This window comes from Cryobacterium sp. PH31-L1 (assembly GCF_030063145.1).
GTDB lineage: Bacteria > Actinomycetota > Actinomycetes > Actinomycetales > Microbacteriaceae > Cryobacterium.
The window spans coordinates 311,532-327,466 of sequence record NZ_JASISM010000003.1; the positions used below are offsets into that span (position 1 = coordinate 311,532).

Here is a 15,935-nt window from a genome sequence, read left to right on the forward strand (position 1 = left end):
GTTCTTCTGAGCCGGGGATGAGGCCAGCGCGGGGCGTTTGCCGAAGAGAGGGTCGACCCAGTGGTCTATTCCAGGCGCGATGGCGACAGCGCTACCTCCAGCCGAGCGGATGCTGTGACAGCCCGTTCTCGCCACGCCGCACTCCCCGGCGGCAAGCACCGCACGACGGACAAGCCTGAGGATTTCACCCGCGGCTTCGCGTCCCTCGGAGAACTCGCCCTGGGCGGGGTACAGGTTTCGGCGCGGGCGACCGATCTGTCGACCGGACGCGTGCTGTTCTCGGTCGACGACCACGTGTCGATGCCGACGGCGAGCGTGGGCAAGTTGCTGCTGCTGATCGAAGTGGCCGCGCGTCTGAACGACGCCGAATTCGGTCTTGCCACAATGCTCGAACGGTTGAGTGCGGATGCCGTGGGCGATTCCGGCATCTGGCAGCACCTGCAGATTTCACGCCTCGGCGTCTCCGACCTCGCGGCCCTGGTCGGCGCAACGAACGACAACCTCGCGACGAACGTACTCATTCGTACCGTCGGGCTGCACTCGGTGCGCGCTCGCACCGAGCAACTGGGTCTTAGTCGCACGGCGCTGCTCGACCTGGTGCGCGACCAGCGCGGGCCGGACGACGCCCCACAGCTGTCCGTGGGCAGCGCCAAGGAACTCACCTGGCTGCTCACCGCGCTCGCCCGCGGCGAGATCGTCGACGCCGAGACAAGCGCGCGGGTGATCGGCTGGCTATCGCTCAACACCGATCTGTCGCTCGTGGCCAGTGCATTCGGGCTCGATCCATTGGCCCACCGCGAAAGCGACCACGGGCTGCTCATGGTCAACAAGACCGGGACGGCTGCGGGGGTGCGCAGCGAGGTGGGAGTCCTGCGGGGTCCGCGTGCCGGCGTGACCTACGCGGTGTCGATGGTGTTCGACGACGCCCAGCTGATGACCCGGCTCGCAGTGCTCGATGGTATGCGCGCGGTCGGGGCCGATCTGCTGGAGTACGTGCACTGACCGCGACCGGTGACTCTGCTCACGATTCAACGGGCAGAAACTCACGGCGCGGCGCCGCGGAGGGCGCGATTGAGTGCTGGGGTGCAGGGTGCCGGGGCGGCCACGCGAGTAGACAGCCTGACTAACTAGTGAGACGATGTAGTCATGCAACCGAAACCCTGGCCGGCCGATTGGATGCGCGCGGCACTCAGCCTCTGCGTGCTTCGAACGCTCGCGCCCGGCCCGACCTACGGGTATGCGATCGCGACCGCGCTCGAAGCTGCGGGGTTCGGCGCCATCAAGGGCGGCACGTTGTATCCGCTGCTCACCCGCTTTGAGACGGCCGGCTGGATCGCCGCCGAATGGCGACCGGGCGCCGGGGGACCCGGGCGCAAATACTTCTCGCTCACCGACGACGGGCAACAGGAGCTCACTGACCAGGCCGCCCACTGGCAGCTCTTCTCCACCACCGTGCACGACCATCTGCAAAAAGGCCCGGCCGAATCATTATGACCAGCAACCCGCGTGATCCCGACAACAGCATGTCCGGCAGCGCCGAAGCGGATGCCCGCGCCGCCGGAATCCGTTTGGCTGAGACTGAGCGTGAGGCCACCACTACCGCCTGGCTCGAGCAGCTCACCCTTGAACTCCGCCTGCTCGACGTGCCCGGCGACGCCATCGGCGATGCCGTGGCGAGCGCTCGGGAGTTTCTCATCGACTCCGGCGCGCGCGCCGACGAATCGTTCGGCAGCCCCAAAAGTTACGCCGCGAAACTCGACCTGCCGACCGTACCGTTGGCTCAGGGCGCGAAAGGCAATCTGCTGCTGAACAGCGGAATGGGGGCGGTCGGGCTGGTCGTGCTGGCGCAAGCGGTCCTTCCCCTCGCGGGTGGCGACGATCTCCTGGTCGTGAAGGTGTGGATGCTCTTGTCGCTGGCCGGGATGATTCTGGCGCTGGCGCTAGTGCCGCTACTCATACCGCGCTGGTGCGCGAGCGTCCAACCCGGGTGCTGCTGATCGCGCTCGGATTGATGATTGTCGGCGGCGGTCTCTTTGCCCTCATCGTGTGGCAGGGCCAGGCGGTGTTGTTCACTGTTCCGGCGCTGCCGATCGCCATTGGAGCCGGAATTCTGCTGATCGCGCCGCCCATCTGGAACGAGGTGCACCATACCCTGAGGCCTGACCCGATCGTTGAGCCGGGTGCCGAGCTCGATCCGCGCCCCTCGCTGAAATTGCGCCTGTCGATCATCACCCTCAACTGGATGCTGGTGTTCTATGGCGCAGTCAGCGTCGTGCTCACCTTCGCCTTCTACCCGGGCCAGTAATGCGAAATACAGCAAGTGAAAGGCTCGACATGATGACCAGCGACCCGCACGATCCTGACAACGCCGGCGCGGGCATCCACTCTGACGACGCGACCGCGGCCGCGATGGACGACGCCACCTGGTTCGACGAGTTCACCATCGAACTGCGGCTACTCGGCGTGCCTGGCCGCGACATCGGCGATGCCCTCGCCAGTGCGCGGGAGTTTCTCGCCGATGCCGGAATGAGCGCCGAAGAGTGTTTCGGTAGACCCAAAAGCTACGCGGCCGAGCTGAGACTGGCGGCCCTGCCGCAGCCCGCAGTGAACGCAGTGGGCCTGCGGGCCGGTCTCGGAGTGCTGGGGCTCATCGGCTTCACGGTGTCGGCGCTGCCGCTCGTGCAGGGCGAGGCGGTGCGCGTCGACCTGCCCACTATTTCCATGTTCGTCGTCGTGATCGTCGGCGCGGTGCTGATGCCCACGTTCCTGCGGTCACTGGCCAGGGTGCGCCCGCGTGCCTGGATGTTCGTGGTTGCCGGCCTACTGGGCGTGGCCCTCCCGATCGGGCTGAACCTCGCTAGCGATTCCGCGGCCACCCTCTTCACCGTTCCGGCGCTGCCGATCGTGGTCGTCTCCGCGCTGCTCGTGCTCGTGCCGGCGATCTGGAGCCAGGCGCGCCACTCGTTGAGCGACGATGCGATTGTCGACCCGGGCGGCTCGCCGCCGCCACCCTCGCTGTCGACTCGCCTATTTCTGGGCGCCATCACCTGGGCAATGGTGATTCTGTCGGTCGTGCTGTGGTTGTTCGCGCTGTCCGGCGAGGCGCTCCCAGGCTAGGCGTCGCCGAGCCGTGACTTTCAGCCGGACTAAGTGGCCAAGCCGTGAGTTTCAGCTCGATTTGAACGTTTTAACGGGTCGAAACTCACGGCTCGGCAACCGAGAGCGACCCGAACGCCAAGACCAGCGTATGCCCGCCGTCAGACGATCGCGAGCTCCGGCCCTGCGGCACTCAGCTTGCGGGCCTGGCGTGGGTCGATCCCGTCGTCGGTGATGATGAGGTCGAACTCATTGGCGTCGGCGACGTGGCAGAACGAGTTCTGACCGATCTTGCTCGAGGTCAGTGCGAGCACCCGCCGCCGCCCCGACAGCATCATGGCACGCTTCACCTCGGCCTCGTCGGGAATGGTCGTCGTGAGCCCGGCCTCGGCGGTCAGGCCGTTGCCGCCGACGAACGCGACGTCCACGTTGAGCTGGCTGATGCGTGCCCGAGTCCACTCGTCGACCGCTCCCTGCGACACACTGCGTACCCGACCGGGCAGCGCGAGCACCGTGAGCAGCGGTTTACGCGAGAGCAGTCGCACCGCTGGCAGATTGTTGGTCACGACGATCAAGCGCCGGTCCTCCGGAAAAACGGATGCGATCACCAGCGTGAGTGCGCCGGAATCCAGCAGCACTACGCCATCTTCCGGCAACTCCTGCAGCACACGCTGGGCGATGCGATGTTTCTGTGGCGCGTTCTCCAGCCGCCGTTGCGCCAAGGCAATCTCGAACGGCGTGCTCTGCACCAGGCGGGCACCGCCGTGCTGGCGCCGGATGACGCCCTGGCGTTCGAGCACCACGAGGTCGCGGCGTATGGTCTCGGCGGTGACCTCGAGCGCGACGCTCGCAACGGCCACGGAGATCTCGCCCGTGCCGCCCTGCGCGAGCGCGATGATCGCGGCCTGTCGTTCCGCTGGGTACATGCCTGCCTCCTCGCAGTCGACGGCGCGCAGCCGTCGCCTCAGACTAGCAATCCGGCGGGCGGGAGCCGGCCGACCGCATCCGTTTTTGTGGTTTCGTAGCGAAAATAATGCATATTCGGGCAATTCTTCGTCACAAAAGCGTCACAAAACCACAATTTGAGTTGCTTTTTCCACTCATTCGGGTCACAGTAACTACATACCAGTCCACAAGGACGTGTCGACGATGAAGAGGTTTGAGATGACGAAGTCTTATTCCATGAAGAAAAGGCTTGCCCTCAGCGCAATCGCCTTTTCTTCGGTGGGTGTGCTTTTGGCCGGATGCAGCGGAGCCGGAGGCGGCGCACAGCAGGCCGACGGCCCGGTGACCCTGACACTCGCCACGGTGAACAACCCGCAGATGAAGGACATGGAGGAGCTCAAGGGCGCCTTCGAAGATTCCCACCCCGACATCACGGTGAACTTCGTCGCGATGGAAGAAAACGACCTGCGTGACGCCGTCACCAAGGACGTCGCCACTCAGGGTGGCCAGTACGACATCGTCACCGTCGGCAGCTACGAGGTTCCGATCTGGGGCCAGAACGACTGGCTCGTCGACCTCGGCCCGCTCGCCGAAGCCGACACCGCCTACAACGTCGATGACCTGCTGCCGCCCGTGCGCGAGGCCCTCACCGTCGACGACAGCCTCTTTGCCGTTCCGTTCTACGGCGAGTCGTCCTTCCTGATGTACAACAAGGACATGTTCGCCGCGGCCGGCCTTGAAATGCCGACCAACCCCACCTGGGACGAGGTTGCCGGCTTCGCCCGCACCCTCAACACCGACGACGTGGCCGGCATCTGCCTGCGCGGCAAGCCCGGCTGGGGCGAGCTGTTCGCCCCGCTGACCACTGTCGTGCAGACCTTCGGCGGCAGCTGGTTCGATGAGGACTGGAACGCCGAGGTCAACTCGCCCGAGTTCACCGAAGCGGTACAGTTCTACACCGACCTCGTGAAGGATGCCGGCGAAGCCGACCCCGTCTCGACCGGCTTCACCGAGTGCCTCAATCTGTTCTCCCAGGGCAACGCGGCCATGTGGTACGACGCCACGAGCGCTGCCGGCCCCATCGAGGCCGATGGTTCCGCCGTCGCCGGCAAGATCGGCTACGTGCACGCCCCGGTCAAGGAGACCGAGGAATCCGGCTGGCTCTGGGCCTGGAACCTCGCCATTCCGAAGACCAGCAACAACCAGGACGCCGCGTGGGAGTTCGTGAGCTGGGCTACCAGCACCGAGTACATCAACCTCGTCGGCACCACCCTCGGCTGGGAGCGCGTTCCCCCGGGATCCCGCACCTCGACCTACGAGAACCCGGAGTACCTCGCCGCAGCCTCGGCGTTCGCACCGATCACCAAGGACATCATGCTCGGGGTCAACCCGACGCAGCCCGGTGTGAACCCGCAGCCGTGGGTCGGCATCCAGTACGTCACAGTGCCGGAGTTCCAGGACCTCGGCAACCAGGTTTCGCAGGACATCGCCGACGTGTTCGCCGGTCGCGACACCGTTGAGAACGTTCTCAACAAGGGCCAGGAGCTTGCCCAGCAAGCCGGAGACGCCCAAAAGTAACCAGCACACAAACGCGGGCGGCGTCGACCAGGCGCCGCCCGCACCTCGTCAGTTCAACGCCGAGAACGAGAAAGAAGTCAGAGATGACCGCGCCAGATTTGATCGTGGCTGAACCCGCGCACGACCCGGCCCCCGCCGCGTCACGCACGCTTCGCCGCCCCCCGAAGCCGGAGCTGAGCGCCGGTCAGAAGAAGGCTCTCCGCCTGGCCCGCACCCTGGTCTGGCCGGCCATCGTCGTCGCCATTCTGGTGACGCAGATTCCCTTCCTCGTCACCATCTACTACTCCTTCCAGAACTGGAATCTGATGCGTCCCGGCTCGCGCGGCTTCGCCGGGTTCGACAACTACGTGACGGTCTTCACCGGCGGCGCGTTCATGCAGTCCCTCTCGGCGACCGTGGTCATCACCGGTTCGTCGATCGTGCTCTCGGTTCTCTTCGGACTCGGCATCGCCCTACTGCTCAACCGCAAGTTCTTCGGCCAGGGACTGGCCCGCACCCTCGTCATTACGCCGTTCCTCATGATGCCTGCCGCCGCAGCCCTCATCTTCAAGTGGTCCATGCTCGACGCGAACGTCGGCATGGTCAATTGGGGCCTCTCAATTCTCGGCGTCGACCCCGTGCAGTGGAACACCGACTTCCCCGCTCTCACCGTGATCATGGTGCTCACCTGGCAGTACACGCCGTTCATGATGCTCATCCTGCTCGCCGGCCTGCAGAGCCAGAGCAAGGAGACGCTGGAAGCGGCATCCGTTGATGGAGCGGGCCCCATCCGCAGCTTTCTGCACATGACACTGCCGCACCTGCGCCAGTACATCGAGCTGGCCGTGCTGCTCGGCGGCATCATGCTGCTGCAGGTCTTCGACCCGATCGCCATCATGACCCGAGGCACCGGCGGCACCAAGACCCTCTCCTACCTGCTCTACGAACGCGCCTTCGTGGGCCTCGAAATCGGTGAGGCGGCCGCCTACGGCGTGATCACCGTTCTGCTGACCATCATCGTGGCGAGCGTCGCCCTGCGCCTGCTCTTCAAGATCTTCTCCAGTGAAGGAGCCAAGTCATGACCACCGCAGCCCCAGCCAGCACCGCACCCCGCACGAGTACCCCGGCACCCCCACGCCGTCGTGCCAAGCGGATGCGCCACCACGTCACCAGCACGGCCCTCACCATTTTCACGTGGATCGTCACGCTCGGATTCTTCTTTCCGGTGGCCTGGATGGTCTTCACGGCTTTCAAGACCGAGGCCGCAGCGGCGACGCGAACCCCGACCATCTTCACGGCGCTCTCCCTTGACCGATTCACCGAAGTGCTCGACCGCGGGTTCGGCGTCTACCTGCTCAACTCGCTCACCGCGAGCGTGATGAGCACCGTCATCGTGCTGCTGCTGGCTATTCCGGCGGCGTACGGCCTCTCCATTCGCCCGATCATCAAGTCGACCGACGCCCTGTTCTTCTTCATCTCCACCCGGTTCATGCCGATCGCGGCCGCGATCATTCCGATCTACCTGCTGCTGCAGGGCCTCGGAATGCTCGACAACATCACGGCCCTGAGCGTGCTCTACGTGGGCATGAACCTGCCGCTCGCGGTTTGGATGATGCGCTCGTTCTTCAGCGAGGTGCCACTCGAGATCGTCGAGGCGGCGCAGATCGACGGTGCGAACTTCTTTACCGAGCTCGTACGGGTGGTCATGCCCATCGTCGCCCCCGGCATCGCCGCGGCCGCGCTGATCTGCTTCATCTTCGCCTGGAACGAGTACTTCCTGGCCAGCCTGCTCACCTCCACCATGGCCCGCACCACTCCGCCGTTCCTCGGCAGCTTCGTCGACGGCCGCGGGCAGTTTCTCGCGGTACTCTCGGCAGCATCGACTCTCGCGGTTCTTCCCGTGGTCCTGGCCGGCTGGCTGGCGCAGAAGCGCCTCGTCACGGGCCTCGCCATGGGCGCCATCAAGTAGTTGTAAGAACACCTGTCGTCGAGAACACCAGGGGAACCCAATTGAAACCGGATCCAACGAGTCGCAGCGCCGACGACCGTCGCGCCAGCATTCTGGCCGCGCTGGCCGGCGCCGGCCGGGTCGAAGTGAACGAGCTCGCCGAGTCGCTCGCTGTCGCCGAAGAGACCATCCGCCGCGACCTGCGGGTGCTCGAAGATGACGGCCTGCTGCGTCGGGCGCACGGCGGGGCCATCAGCGTCGCCGACCCGGTCAATGACCTCGACCGGGTGACCGTGCCCGAACCTGTGGCCCACCCGGTCGCCAGCCTGGCGGCGACCCTACTGCCGGAGCACGGCATCCTCTTTCTCGATGCCGGGCCGATTGCCGAGGCGCTGTCGGTGTGCCTGCCGAACTCGGCCGCCTTGCAGGTGGTGACGACGTCCATTCCGGTGGCCCTCGTGGCAAGCCGCAACGCCGAACTCTTGGTCTACAACCTCGGCGGTACGGTCGACCCGATCGACGACTCGCAATCCGGGCAATGGACCCGCGAATCGCTCGAACACATTCGCATCGACGTCGCGTTCATCAGCGTCAGCGGGCTCACCCAGGACGGCCAGCTGCTGGCCGCGAGCCCGAAAGCCGCACGCATCAAGCGCGCCGCCATGGATGCCGCCACCACCGTCGTTCTCATCGCCGACCACGACCAGCTGGAGACCCACGGACTGGTGAAATTCGCCCAGCTCGACGAGGTCGACCACCTCGTGGTCGACGCCGGGGTGGGCGACGCTGTGCTCGCCCTGGCCGCCGAAGCCGGAGTGCCCGTGCTGCGCGCGGAGCCCCTCGACGCCGGTAGTCTCGAAACGGAGATCACACTGTGAGCATCGCCGGCCTGGCATCGGAGATCGGCAGCTACCCGATCGACGGTCTGCTGTTCGACTGCGACGGCGTGCTCGTCAACTCCGACGAAGCCGCTGCCGCGGCCTGGAACGAGTGGGCCGTGGAGTACGCGCCCGGCTTCGACTTCGATCGCGACATCATTCACGGCCGCCCGGCCAGGGAGACGATCGCCGAACTCGTTCCGGCCGCAGACGTGCACCGCGCTGACCACGCGCTCATGCTGAAAGAGGTCGAGACGGCCCCGCTCGTGCGCGCGCTGCCCGGTGCCCTCGACCTGCTGCTGGCCCTGCCGACCGGTCGCTTCACCATCGTCACGAGCGCCGTGGCCGTCGTGGCCCGCGCAAGGCTGCAGGCCGCCGGGCTGCCATGCCCGGTGGGCCTCGTCACGTTTGACGACGTGGCGCGCGGCAAACCCGCCGCCGACCCGTACCGGCTGGGAGTCGAACGCCTGGGCATCGACCCGCGCCGCGCCGTCGTGTTCGAAGACGCCGACGCCGGCGTGGAGTCGGCGCAGGCCGCTCAGATCGGGCTCACTGTCGGCATCGGCGTGCGCGGACTCGACACCGGGGCGACCCTCGTTCTGGCCGACCTCGCCGGCATCCGCTTTGACGGCACCCTGCTGTATCTGGGAGGTGCGGTGCAGTTGCGCGCCGACCCCGCCCGCGCTGCACCGATTGAATCGCACACCGAACGAATGAGGAACCCATGACCGACACCACGACTCCCGACATGGCCCCGCTCAGCAACGCGACGCTGTCGTCGCTGCCCGCGACCGTGCAGGTGCCCAGCTACGACCGCGCCGGTCTCACGGCCGGCATCGTGCACTTCGGCGTTGGCGGTTTTCACCGCGCGCACCAGGCCCTCATGATTGACGACCTGCTCGAGCAGGGCCTCGCCCGCGACTACGCCATCTGCGGAGTCGGCGTCATGCCCTCCGACGCCCGCATGCGCGACGCCCTGCTCGAGCAGGACGGCCTGTACACGCTCGTCGTGAAATACCCGGACGGCACTCTCGACGCCCGCGTGATCGGGTCGATCATCGACTACCTGTTCGCTCCCGACGACGTGGAGGCCGTGATCGAACGCCTCGCGAGCCCCGAAGTGAAGATCGTCTCCCTCACCGTCACCGAGGGTGGCTACAACATCCACCCGGTCACCGGCCGGTTCGACCTCAGCAACCCGCAGGTCACCGCTGACCTGCAAGCGGATGCCGCCCCCGCGACGGTCTTCGGCCTCGTCGTCGAAGCCCTGCGTCGCCGACGCGAGCGCTCGACCCCGCCGTTCACCGTCATGTCCTGCGACAACCTGCAGGACAACGGTCGCGTTGCCCGCCGGTCTTTCGTGGCCTTCGCCACCGCCAAGGACGCAGATCTCGGCGCCTGGATCGACGCCGAGGTGAGTTTTCCGAACTCCATGGTCGACCGCATCACCCCGGTAACGACCGACGACGACCGCGCCCAGATCGCGAAGGCCTTCGGTCTCGCCGACCGCTGGCCGGTCGTCTGCGAGCCGTTCCTGCAGTGGGTTCTCGAAGACGCCTTCACCGACGGCCGCCCGCCGTATGAGAAGTCGGCCGCCCAGCTCGTGAGCGACGTCGAACCCTACGAGCTCATGAAACTGCGCCTGCTCAACGCGAGCCACCAGGGACTCGCCTACTTCGCGCATCTCATGGGTTACCGCCTCGTACACGATGCCGCGGCCGACCCGCTTATCGCCCAATTTTTGCGCGCTTACATGGACCGCGAAGGATCACCGACGCTCAAGCCGGTACCCGGAATCGACCTCGAGGACTACAAGACGCAGCTCATCGAACGGTTCAGCAACCCTGGCGTGCGCGACACCGTGGCCCGTCTGGCCGCCGAATCGAGCGACCGCATTCCCAAGTGGCTGCTGCCGGTCATTCGCGAGCAGTCGGCCCAAGGCGGCGAGCTCGCCCTCTCCGCCGCGATCGTGGCGAGCTGGGCCCGTTACGCCGAGGGCACCGATGAGCAGGGCGAACCGATCGACGTCGTCGACCGCGTCAAGAACACCGTCATGCACAACGCCGCCGGCTACGCGAGCGACCCGCACTCGTTCCTGCGCGACCGCGACCTGTTCGGTGACCTGATCGACGACGCCGCCTTCGTGGCGGCCTACGACCATGCCCTCGTCCTGTTGCACACGGTCGGAGCCCGGAGCACCCTCGAACATCTCCTGAAGTCCCTCGATTAGGCTGATCACAACTAGGTTTCAAAGGAGATGCGTTGGCACTGAAACGTCGCGTGGTGGTCGGAGTCGATTCCTCGACCCAGAGTTGCAAGGTCGTGAGTGTCAACGCCGACACCGGTGAGCTATTGCAGCTGAAGAGCGCACCCCACCCCGACGGCACGAGCATCAACCCCGAGCGTTGGTGGGAGGCATTCGAGCAAGCCGGAGGCACCGACGCCGCCTCGGGTGCCGGCAACGTGCTCGCTCTCGGTGTGAGCGCGCAGCAGCACGGCATGGTCGCCCTCGACGACACCGGCACGCCCGTGCACGACGCCCTGCTCTGGAACGATGTGCGCAGTGCCCCGCAGGCGAAAGCGCTCACCGAGCAGTACGGCGCCGCCATGTGGGCCGACGAGGTCGGCGTCGTGCCGGTCGCCTCGTTCACCATCACGAAACTGGCCTGGCTGCACGAGAACCGGCCCGAGCTCGCAGCTCGCGCCCGGCAGGTGCTGCTGCCGCACGACTGGCTCACCTGGAACATTCTCGGCCGGCCCGCCGAGGCCACGACCGACCGCAGCGACGCCTCCGGCACCGGATACTTCTCGGTGCACAGCAACGAATACCGCCTCGACCTGCTCGAATCCGCGCTCGGACGCGCCGCCCGGGTGCCGCGCGTGCTCGGCCCGTCGGAACGGGCCGGGGTCACCAGCGGCGGCGTCATCGTCTCGGCCGGCGCCGGCGACAATGCCTCGGCCGCGCTCGGCCTCGGGGCCGCAGACGGCGACGTGATCGTGTCTATCGGCACGAGCGGCACCGTGTTCGCCAGCACCGCTGCCCACATAGCGGATGCCTCCGGCTCGGTCGCCGGGTTCGCCGACGCCGCCGGCGGCCAGCTTCCCCTGCTCGCCACCATCAATGGTGCCCGCACGCTCGTGGCCACGGCCACCATGCTCGACGTGGACATCGAACGCTTCGGTGCGCTCGCTCTGAGCGCCCCGATCGACGCCGACGGTCTGCTCATGCTGCCCTACCTCGACGGCGAACGCACCCCGAACCTGCCGGATGCCACCGGCTCGCTGACCGGGATGCGTCGAGGCAATATGCGCCCCGAAAACCTGGCCCAGGCATCCGTTTTGGGACTGGTCTGCAGCCTCGCCGACGCACTCGACTCGCTGCGCAGCCAGGGCGTGCCGGTGCGCCAGGTCATTCTGATCGGCGGCGGCTCGCAGTCGCCCGCCGTGCAGAAGATCGCAGCGGATGTCTTCGGTGTGCCGGTTCTGCTGCCCAAACCCGGCGAATACGTGGCTCTCGGTGCCGCCCGGCAGGCAGCCTGGGCCCTTGACGGCGAGTTTCCCGAGTGGAAGCGCGAAATCGCGACCGAACTCACGCCCTCAGCCACCCGGGACTGGGCCGTCGACGTGCGCGCTCGCTACGCCGAGCAGCGCAGCCTGATCTACGGGGTCTGAGCCGGGGGAGTCAGGGATACCCGATGAACCAGAGTAGCCAGATCGCGACGGGCTGCAGGGCGATCGAGCCCACGAGCAGGCCGCGACGCAGCGGCTTCGACCGGGCGATCATTGGACCGCCGAGCAGCGGTGCCAGCGGCAGCAGCAGGCGAAACAGGCTCTGCTGCGGCAGGAACACGGCCACCAGGTAGAGGCCGTAACTGGCCGAATACGCGATCACGTCCGGCCGAAGCGGATGCAGCGCCCGCCGCGACAACCACCACCCGAACCCGGCCACGAGCAGCAGAACCAGCACGATGCCGGCCACGCCGAGGTAACGGCCGGCCATCAGGAACCACGGCGTGAGCGGCACGAACGACGTCCGGCCCACAAAGCCGGTCCACCAGGACAACTCCGTGGCGAGATAGGCATCGTGCACGCCCGTGACGGCGTCGGCCACGAGCGGCCAGGCCAGCCCGGCCGCGGCAATGCTCAGCCCGGCGGCCACGATCGCCCAGCGTTCGCGCCAGGGGAAGAGCTCGCGTTCCCGCCAGCGCAGCAGCAGCAGGAGAGCGAGAGCCAGCGACAGCGCGAGTACGCCCGGCCGGGTGAACGCGGCTACCACGGCGAACGGAATCATCAGCAGATAGCGCCGCTCCATCATCGCCCAGAGGCTCGCGAACACCAGGAACAGAAACAGGCTCTCGGCGTAGGCCACCTGCAGAATGAACGACAGCGGCCCGAAACAGAACAGGACCACCGCCCACAGCGCCGAATGGCGCCCGACTCGCGGTTCCAGCAATCGATACAGCGCGAGCGCGGCCAGGGCGCCGAACAGGGTCGCCACGAGCACGCCGGCCACATAGAAGTCGAGGCCGGTCAGCTGCGCCAGACCGCGAGACAGCCACGGAAACACCGGCAGAAACGCCCAGGCGTTCGGCTCGACGTTGCCGCTCGCATCCGTCGGTAGCTCGCTCGGATACCCGTGCAGCGCGATCTGTCGGTAGAACGAGCTGTCCCACGACCCCGAGAAGGTGAAGAAGGTCGGGTCGCGCCGGAAGCTCGCGAAGGTCCAGCCAGCCCGCGAGACGGCGGCAAAAACGGTACCGAGCAGTGCGGTCGTGAGGAGCCGCGAGAAGCCCCAAATCAGCAGCACGAGTCCCCACGGCGGCAGCTGACCGAGGCGGGTGTGGAGCGCGCGCAGCCGCTCTGCCCCACCCCCGATCGTCATCGGTCCAGACTAGCCGTCAGCAGCAGCGTCCCTGCGGGTTCGCATCCTGCCGGTCCGTCTGGTCGCGCCAGAATTCGCGCTCGGTCATGAGCGGATGCGGCGCGCGGCCCTCGGCCGCGGCTTCCGCCTCGCATTCACGCGCGTGGTGCGCCACATACTTCTCATAGGCATCCTCACCGAGCAGGCCTTTGACATACCAGGCCACGCCGAGGGCGCCCTTGCGGACGCCCGCCAGAAGGGTCATCAGTGGCCCTTGACCTTGATTTTCTTGTGCACGGGAAGGGCATCCCACTCGGCCTGCAGCACCTTTTCGGGCGGGGTCATTATGAACCCGGCCGGCGCGTAGATCTGCGACTGCACGGCATCATCTTCACTCGTGGCACTGGAGTTCTTGCGGTAGGCGTTCCAGGTGGCCCGAATCGCCGTGAGGATCACGATGATCGCGAGCACGACGAAGACGATCGAGAGAACGCCCTGCACCATCGTGTTGCGCACGACAGCCTCCATGGCGAGAACGTTCGGGGCGGTGCCGAAGCTCGTCTCGCCAGCGGCGAGGGCATCGGAGAACGCGCGGTTCTGCGCGAAGTAGCCGATGGCCGGTGTGGTCGAGAAAATCTTCAGGAACGACGCCGAAATCGTGACGACGGCGGCGAATCCGAGCGGCAGCGCTACGACCCAGAGGTACTTGAACAGGCCGCGTTTGGCGACGATGGCCATGCATACGGCCAGGGCGATCGCCGCGAGCAGCTGGTTGGCGATGCCGAACAGCGGGAACAGGGTGTTGATGCCGCCGAGCGGATCCGTCACTCCCATGAGAAGCACGGCTCCCCAGGCGGCGACCATGATGGCCGTGGCGGCCCAGGCACCGGGGCGCCAGGACGTGTTCTTGAACTTCGGGAAGAAGTTACCGAGGCTGTCCTGCAGCATGAAACGGGCGACGCGGGTGCCGGCATCCACTGCGGTGAGAATGAACAGGGCTTCGAACATGATGGCGAAGTGGTACCAGAAGCTCATCATCGAGGTGCCGCCGACGAGCTGCTGCATGATCTGCGAGAGGCCGACGGAGAGGGTCGGGGCGCCACCGGTGCGGGAGACGATCGACTCCTCGCCGACGTTGGTCGCCAGGTCTGTCAGCAAGTCGGGCGTGAGGTTGACGCCGGTCAGGCCGAGGCCGTTCACGAAGGCGACCGCGCCCTGCACGGTACCACCGGTGAGGGCGGGAGAGGCGTTCATGGCGAAGTAGATGCCGCGATCGATCGACAGCGCGGCCACGAGGGCCATGATCGCCACCAGCGACTCCATGAGCATGCCGCCGTAGCCGATGAACCGGGTCTGACGTTCCTTTTCAATGAGCTTGGGGGTGGTGCCGGAGGCGATGAGGGCGTGGAATCCCGAGAGGGCACCGCAGGCGATCGTCACGAACAGGAACGGAAAGAGCGTTCCGGCAACGACGGGGCCGGTGCCGGTCGACGCGAATTCACTCACGGCGGGCACGTTGATTTCGGGACGGATGATGACGATCGCGACCGCAAGCATGCCGATCGTGCCGATCTTCATGAAGGTCGACAGGTAGTCGCGCGGGGCAAGCAGCAGCCAGACCGGCAAAATCGCGGCGATGAAGCCGTAGATGATGATGCCCCAGGCAATAGTGACCTTGTCGACCAGGAGGTAGGTCTGTCCGAAATCGGTGTCCGCGATCATGCCGCCGCCGATGATGGCGGCGATGAGCAGCACGAATCCGATGATGGAGATTTCGGTGATCTTGCCGGGGCGGAAGAAGCGCAGGTAGCAGCCCATGAACAGCGCGATCGGGATGGTCATGCCGACCGAGAAGACGCCCCACGGGCTTTCGGCGAGGGCGTTTGTCACCACGAGGGCGAGGATGGCCACGATGATGACCATGATCACGAGGGTCGCAATGAGGGCGGCGGTGCCGCCGATCACACCGAGTTCGTCGCGGGCCATCTGGCCGAGCGAGCGGCCGCCGCGTCGCATTGAGAAGTGCAGAATCAGGTAGTCCTGCACCGCGCCGGCGAGCACGACGCCGACGATGATCCAGATCGTGCCGGGCAGATACCCCATCTGTGCGGCGAGAACCGGGCCGACGAGTGGGCCGGCGCCGGCGATGGCGGCGAAGTGGTGACCGAACAAAACGCGGCGGTCGGTGGCGGCGAAGTCCTTGCCATCGGCCAGGTACTCGGCCGGGGTGGCGCGACGGTCATCGGGGCGAATGATGTGCTTTTCGATGAACTTCGAGTAGAAGCGGTAGCCGATGAGATAGGTGCAGATCGCGGCGAACACGAACCAGATGGCGTTGACGGTTTCACCACGCACGACGGCGAGCATGACCCAGCTGAGGCCACCGAGCAGTGAGATAGCGGACCAGATGATGATCTTGAGCGGCGTCCACTGACGATCGTGGGCGTCCAACTCCTCGGGATCCAGGGCGACCGCGAGGTCGTGCGGAATCCGTTTCAGAGCGGTTGCTTCTCGTGTCGTGCCTTCTGACGTGCTGGACGCAGCGCCCATTTCTCCTCCTTGAGCCAAGGCAAATCCTGTGAATCTGCCTGTCTACGTTACCTCGACGCGAGAATGGCTAAGAACGGTGGCGGGAACTGGAGGTAAATCG

The 15,935-nt window shown here is 66.3% G+C and carries 16 protein-coding genes; 12 read left to right on the forward strand and 4 right to left on the reverse strand.

The features are described 5' to 3' along the window. Nucleotides 1–60: 60 nt before the first annotated feature. From QMF22_RS08240 to QMF22_RS08260, 5 genes are all read left to right on the forward strand, one after another. Nucleotides 61–1,002, forward strand: a complete 942-nt coding sequence (locus tag QMF22_RS08240) for a serine hydrolase (RefSeq protein ID WP_283452275.1) — start codon at nt 61–63, stop codon at nt 1,000–1,002. Nucleotides 1,003–1,146: 144 nt separating this feature from the next. Then, complete coding sequence (locus QMF22_RS08245; RefSeq protein WP_283452276.1) at nt 1,147–1,494, forward strand: PadR family transcriptional regulator; 348 nt, start codon at nt 1,147–1,149, stop codon at nt 1,492–1,494. Further along, nucleotides 1,491–1,997 carry a hypothetical protein gene (locus tag QMF22_RS08250; RefSeq protein WP_283452277.1) on the forward strand — a complete coding sequence of 169 codons (507 nt, stop codon included), beginning with the start codon at nt 1,491–1,493 and terminating at the stop codon, nt 1,995–1,997. Before QMF22_RS08245 ends, QMF22_RS08250 begins: the two co-directional genes overlap by 4 nt. Continuing rightward, nucleotides 1,967–2,305: a hypothetical protein gene (locus tag QMF22_RS08255; protein WP_283452279.1), complete on the forward strand. Its 339-nt coding sequence runs from the start codon at nt 1,967–1,969 to the stop codon at nt 2,303–2,305. Before QMF22_RS08250 ends, QMF22_RS08255 begins: the two co-directional genes overlap by 31 nt. Before the next feature lie 29 nt (nt 2,306–2,334). Next, nucleotides 2,335–3,117 (forward strand): hypothetical protein, encoded by a 783-nt coding sequence (locus QMF22_RS08260; RefSeq protein WP_283452281.1) that lies wholly within the window; start codon nt 2,335–2,337, stop codon nt 3,115–3,117. A 140-nt stretch (nt 3,118–3,257) separates the two neighbouring features. On the opposite strand, the gene QMF22_RS08265 is transcribed toward QMF22_RS08260, so the two are convergent. Then, on the reverse strand, nt 3,258–4,022 hold the full coding sequence (locus tag QMF22_RS08265) for a DeoR/GlpR family DNA-binding transcription regulator (RefSeq protein ID WP_283452283.1): 765 nt from the start codon (nt 4,020–4,022) through the stop codon (nt 3,258–3,260). A gap of 256 nt (nt 4,023–4,278) precedes the next feature. Here QMF22_RS08265 and QMF22_RS08270 point away from each other — a divergent pair, with 256 nt between their 5' ends. From QMF22_RS08270 to xylB, 7 genes are all read left to right on the forward strand, one after another. Beyond that, a complete protein-coding gene (locus QMF22_RS08270; protein ID WP_283452285.1) occupies nt 4,279–5,619 on the forward strand; it encodes an ABC transporter substrate-binding protein in 1,341 nt (446 codons plus the stop codon). A gap of 83 nt (nt 5,620–5,702) precedes the next feature. Continuing rightward, entirely contained in the window at nt 5,703–6,680 is a 978-nt protein-coding gene (locus QMF22_RS08275) for a carbohydrate ABC transporter permease (RefSeq protein ID WP_283452287.1), read from the forward strand. Beyond that, a complete protein-coding gene (locus QMF22_RS08280; RefSeq protein WP_283452289.1) occupies nt 6,677–7,567 on the forward strand; it encodes a carbohydrate ABC transporter permease in 891 nt (296 codons plus the stop codon). The genes QMF22_RS08275 and QMF22_RS08280 overlap by 4 nt, the downstream gene beginning before the upstream one ends. 41 nt (nt 7,568–7,608) lie before the next feature. Next, entirely contained in the window at nt 7,609–8,424 is an 816-nt protein-coding gene (locus QMF22_RS08285; RefSeq protein ID WP_283452291.1) for a DeoR/GlpR family DNA-binding transcription regulator, read from the forward strand. Continuing rightward, complete coding sequence (locus QMF22_RS08290) at nt 8,421–9,152, forward strand: HAD-IA family hydrolase (RefSeq protein ID WP_283452293.1); 732 nt, start codon at nt 8,421–8,423, stop codon at nt 9,150–9,152. Before QMF22_RS08285 ends, QMF22_RS08290 begins: the two co-directional genes overlap by 4 nt. Beyond that, entirely contained in the window at nt 9,149–10,654 is a 1,506-nt protein-coding gene (locus QMF22_RS08295) for a mannitol dehydrogenase family protein (protein WP_502846926.1), read from the forward strand. The genes QMF22_RS08290 and QMF22_RS08295 overlap by 4 nt, the downstream gene beginning before the upstream one ends. A gap of 32 nt (nt 10,655–10,686) precedes the next feature. Further along, entirely contained in the window at nt 10,687–12,096 is a 1,410-nt protein-coding gene (gene xylB / locus QMF22_RS08300; protein ID WP_349357083.1) for a xylulokinase, read from the forward strand. Between the two features lie 10 nt (nt 12,097–12,106). Here xylB and QMF22_RS08305 read toward each other — a convergent pair whose 3' ends face one another. The 3 genes from QMF22_RS08305 to QMF22_RS08315 are packed head-to-tail and all read right to left on the reverse strand — an operon-like array spanning nt 12,107 to nt 15,835. After that, on the reverse strand, nt 12,107–13,306 hold the full coding sequence (locus tag QMF22_RS08305; protein WP_283452295.1) for a putative hexosyltransferase: 1,200 nt from the start codon (nt 13,304–13,306) through the stop codon (nt 12,107–12,109). Between the two features lie 16 nt (nt 13,307–13,322). Continuing rightward, on the reverse strand, nt 13,323–13,550 hold the full coding sequence (locus tag QMF22_RS08310) for a YbdD/YjiX family protein (RefSeq protein WP_283452296.1): 228 nt from the start codon (nt 13,548–13,550) through the stop codon (nt 13,323–13,325). After that, nucleotides 13,550–15,835 carry a carbon starvation CstA family protein gene (locus tag QMF22_RS08315; RefSeq protein WP_283452297.1) on the reverse strand — a complete coding sequence of 762 codons (2,286 nt, stop codon included), beginning with the start codon at nt 15,833–15,835 and terminating at the stop codon, nt 13,550–13,552. The genes QMF22_RS08310 and QMF22_RS08315 overlap by 1 nt, the downstream gene beginning before the upstream one ends. Nucleotides 15,836–15,935: the final 100 nt, after the last annotated feature.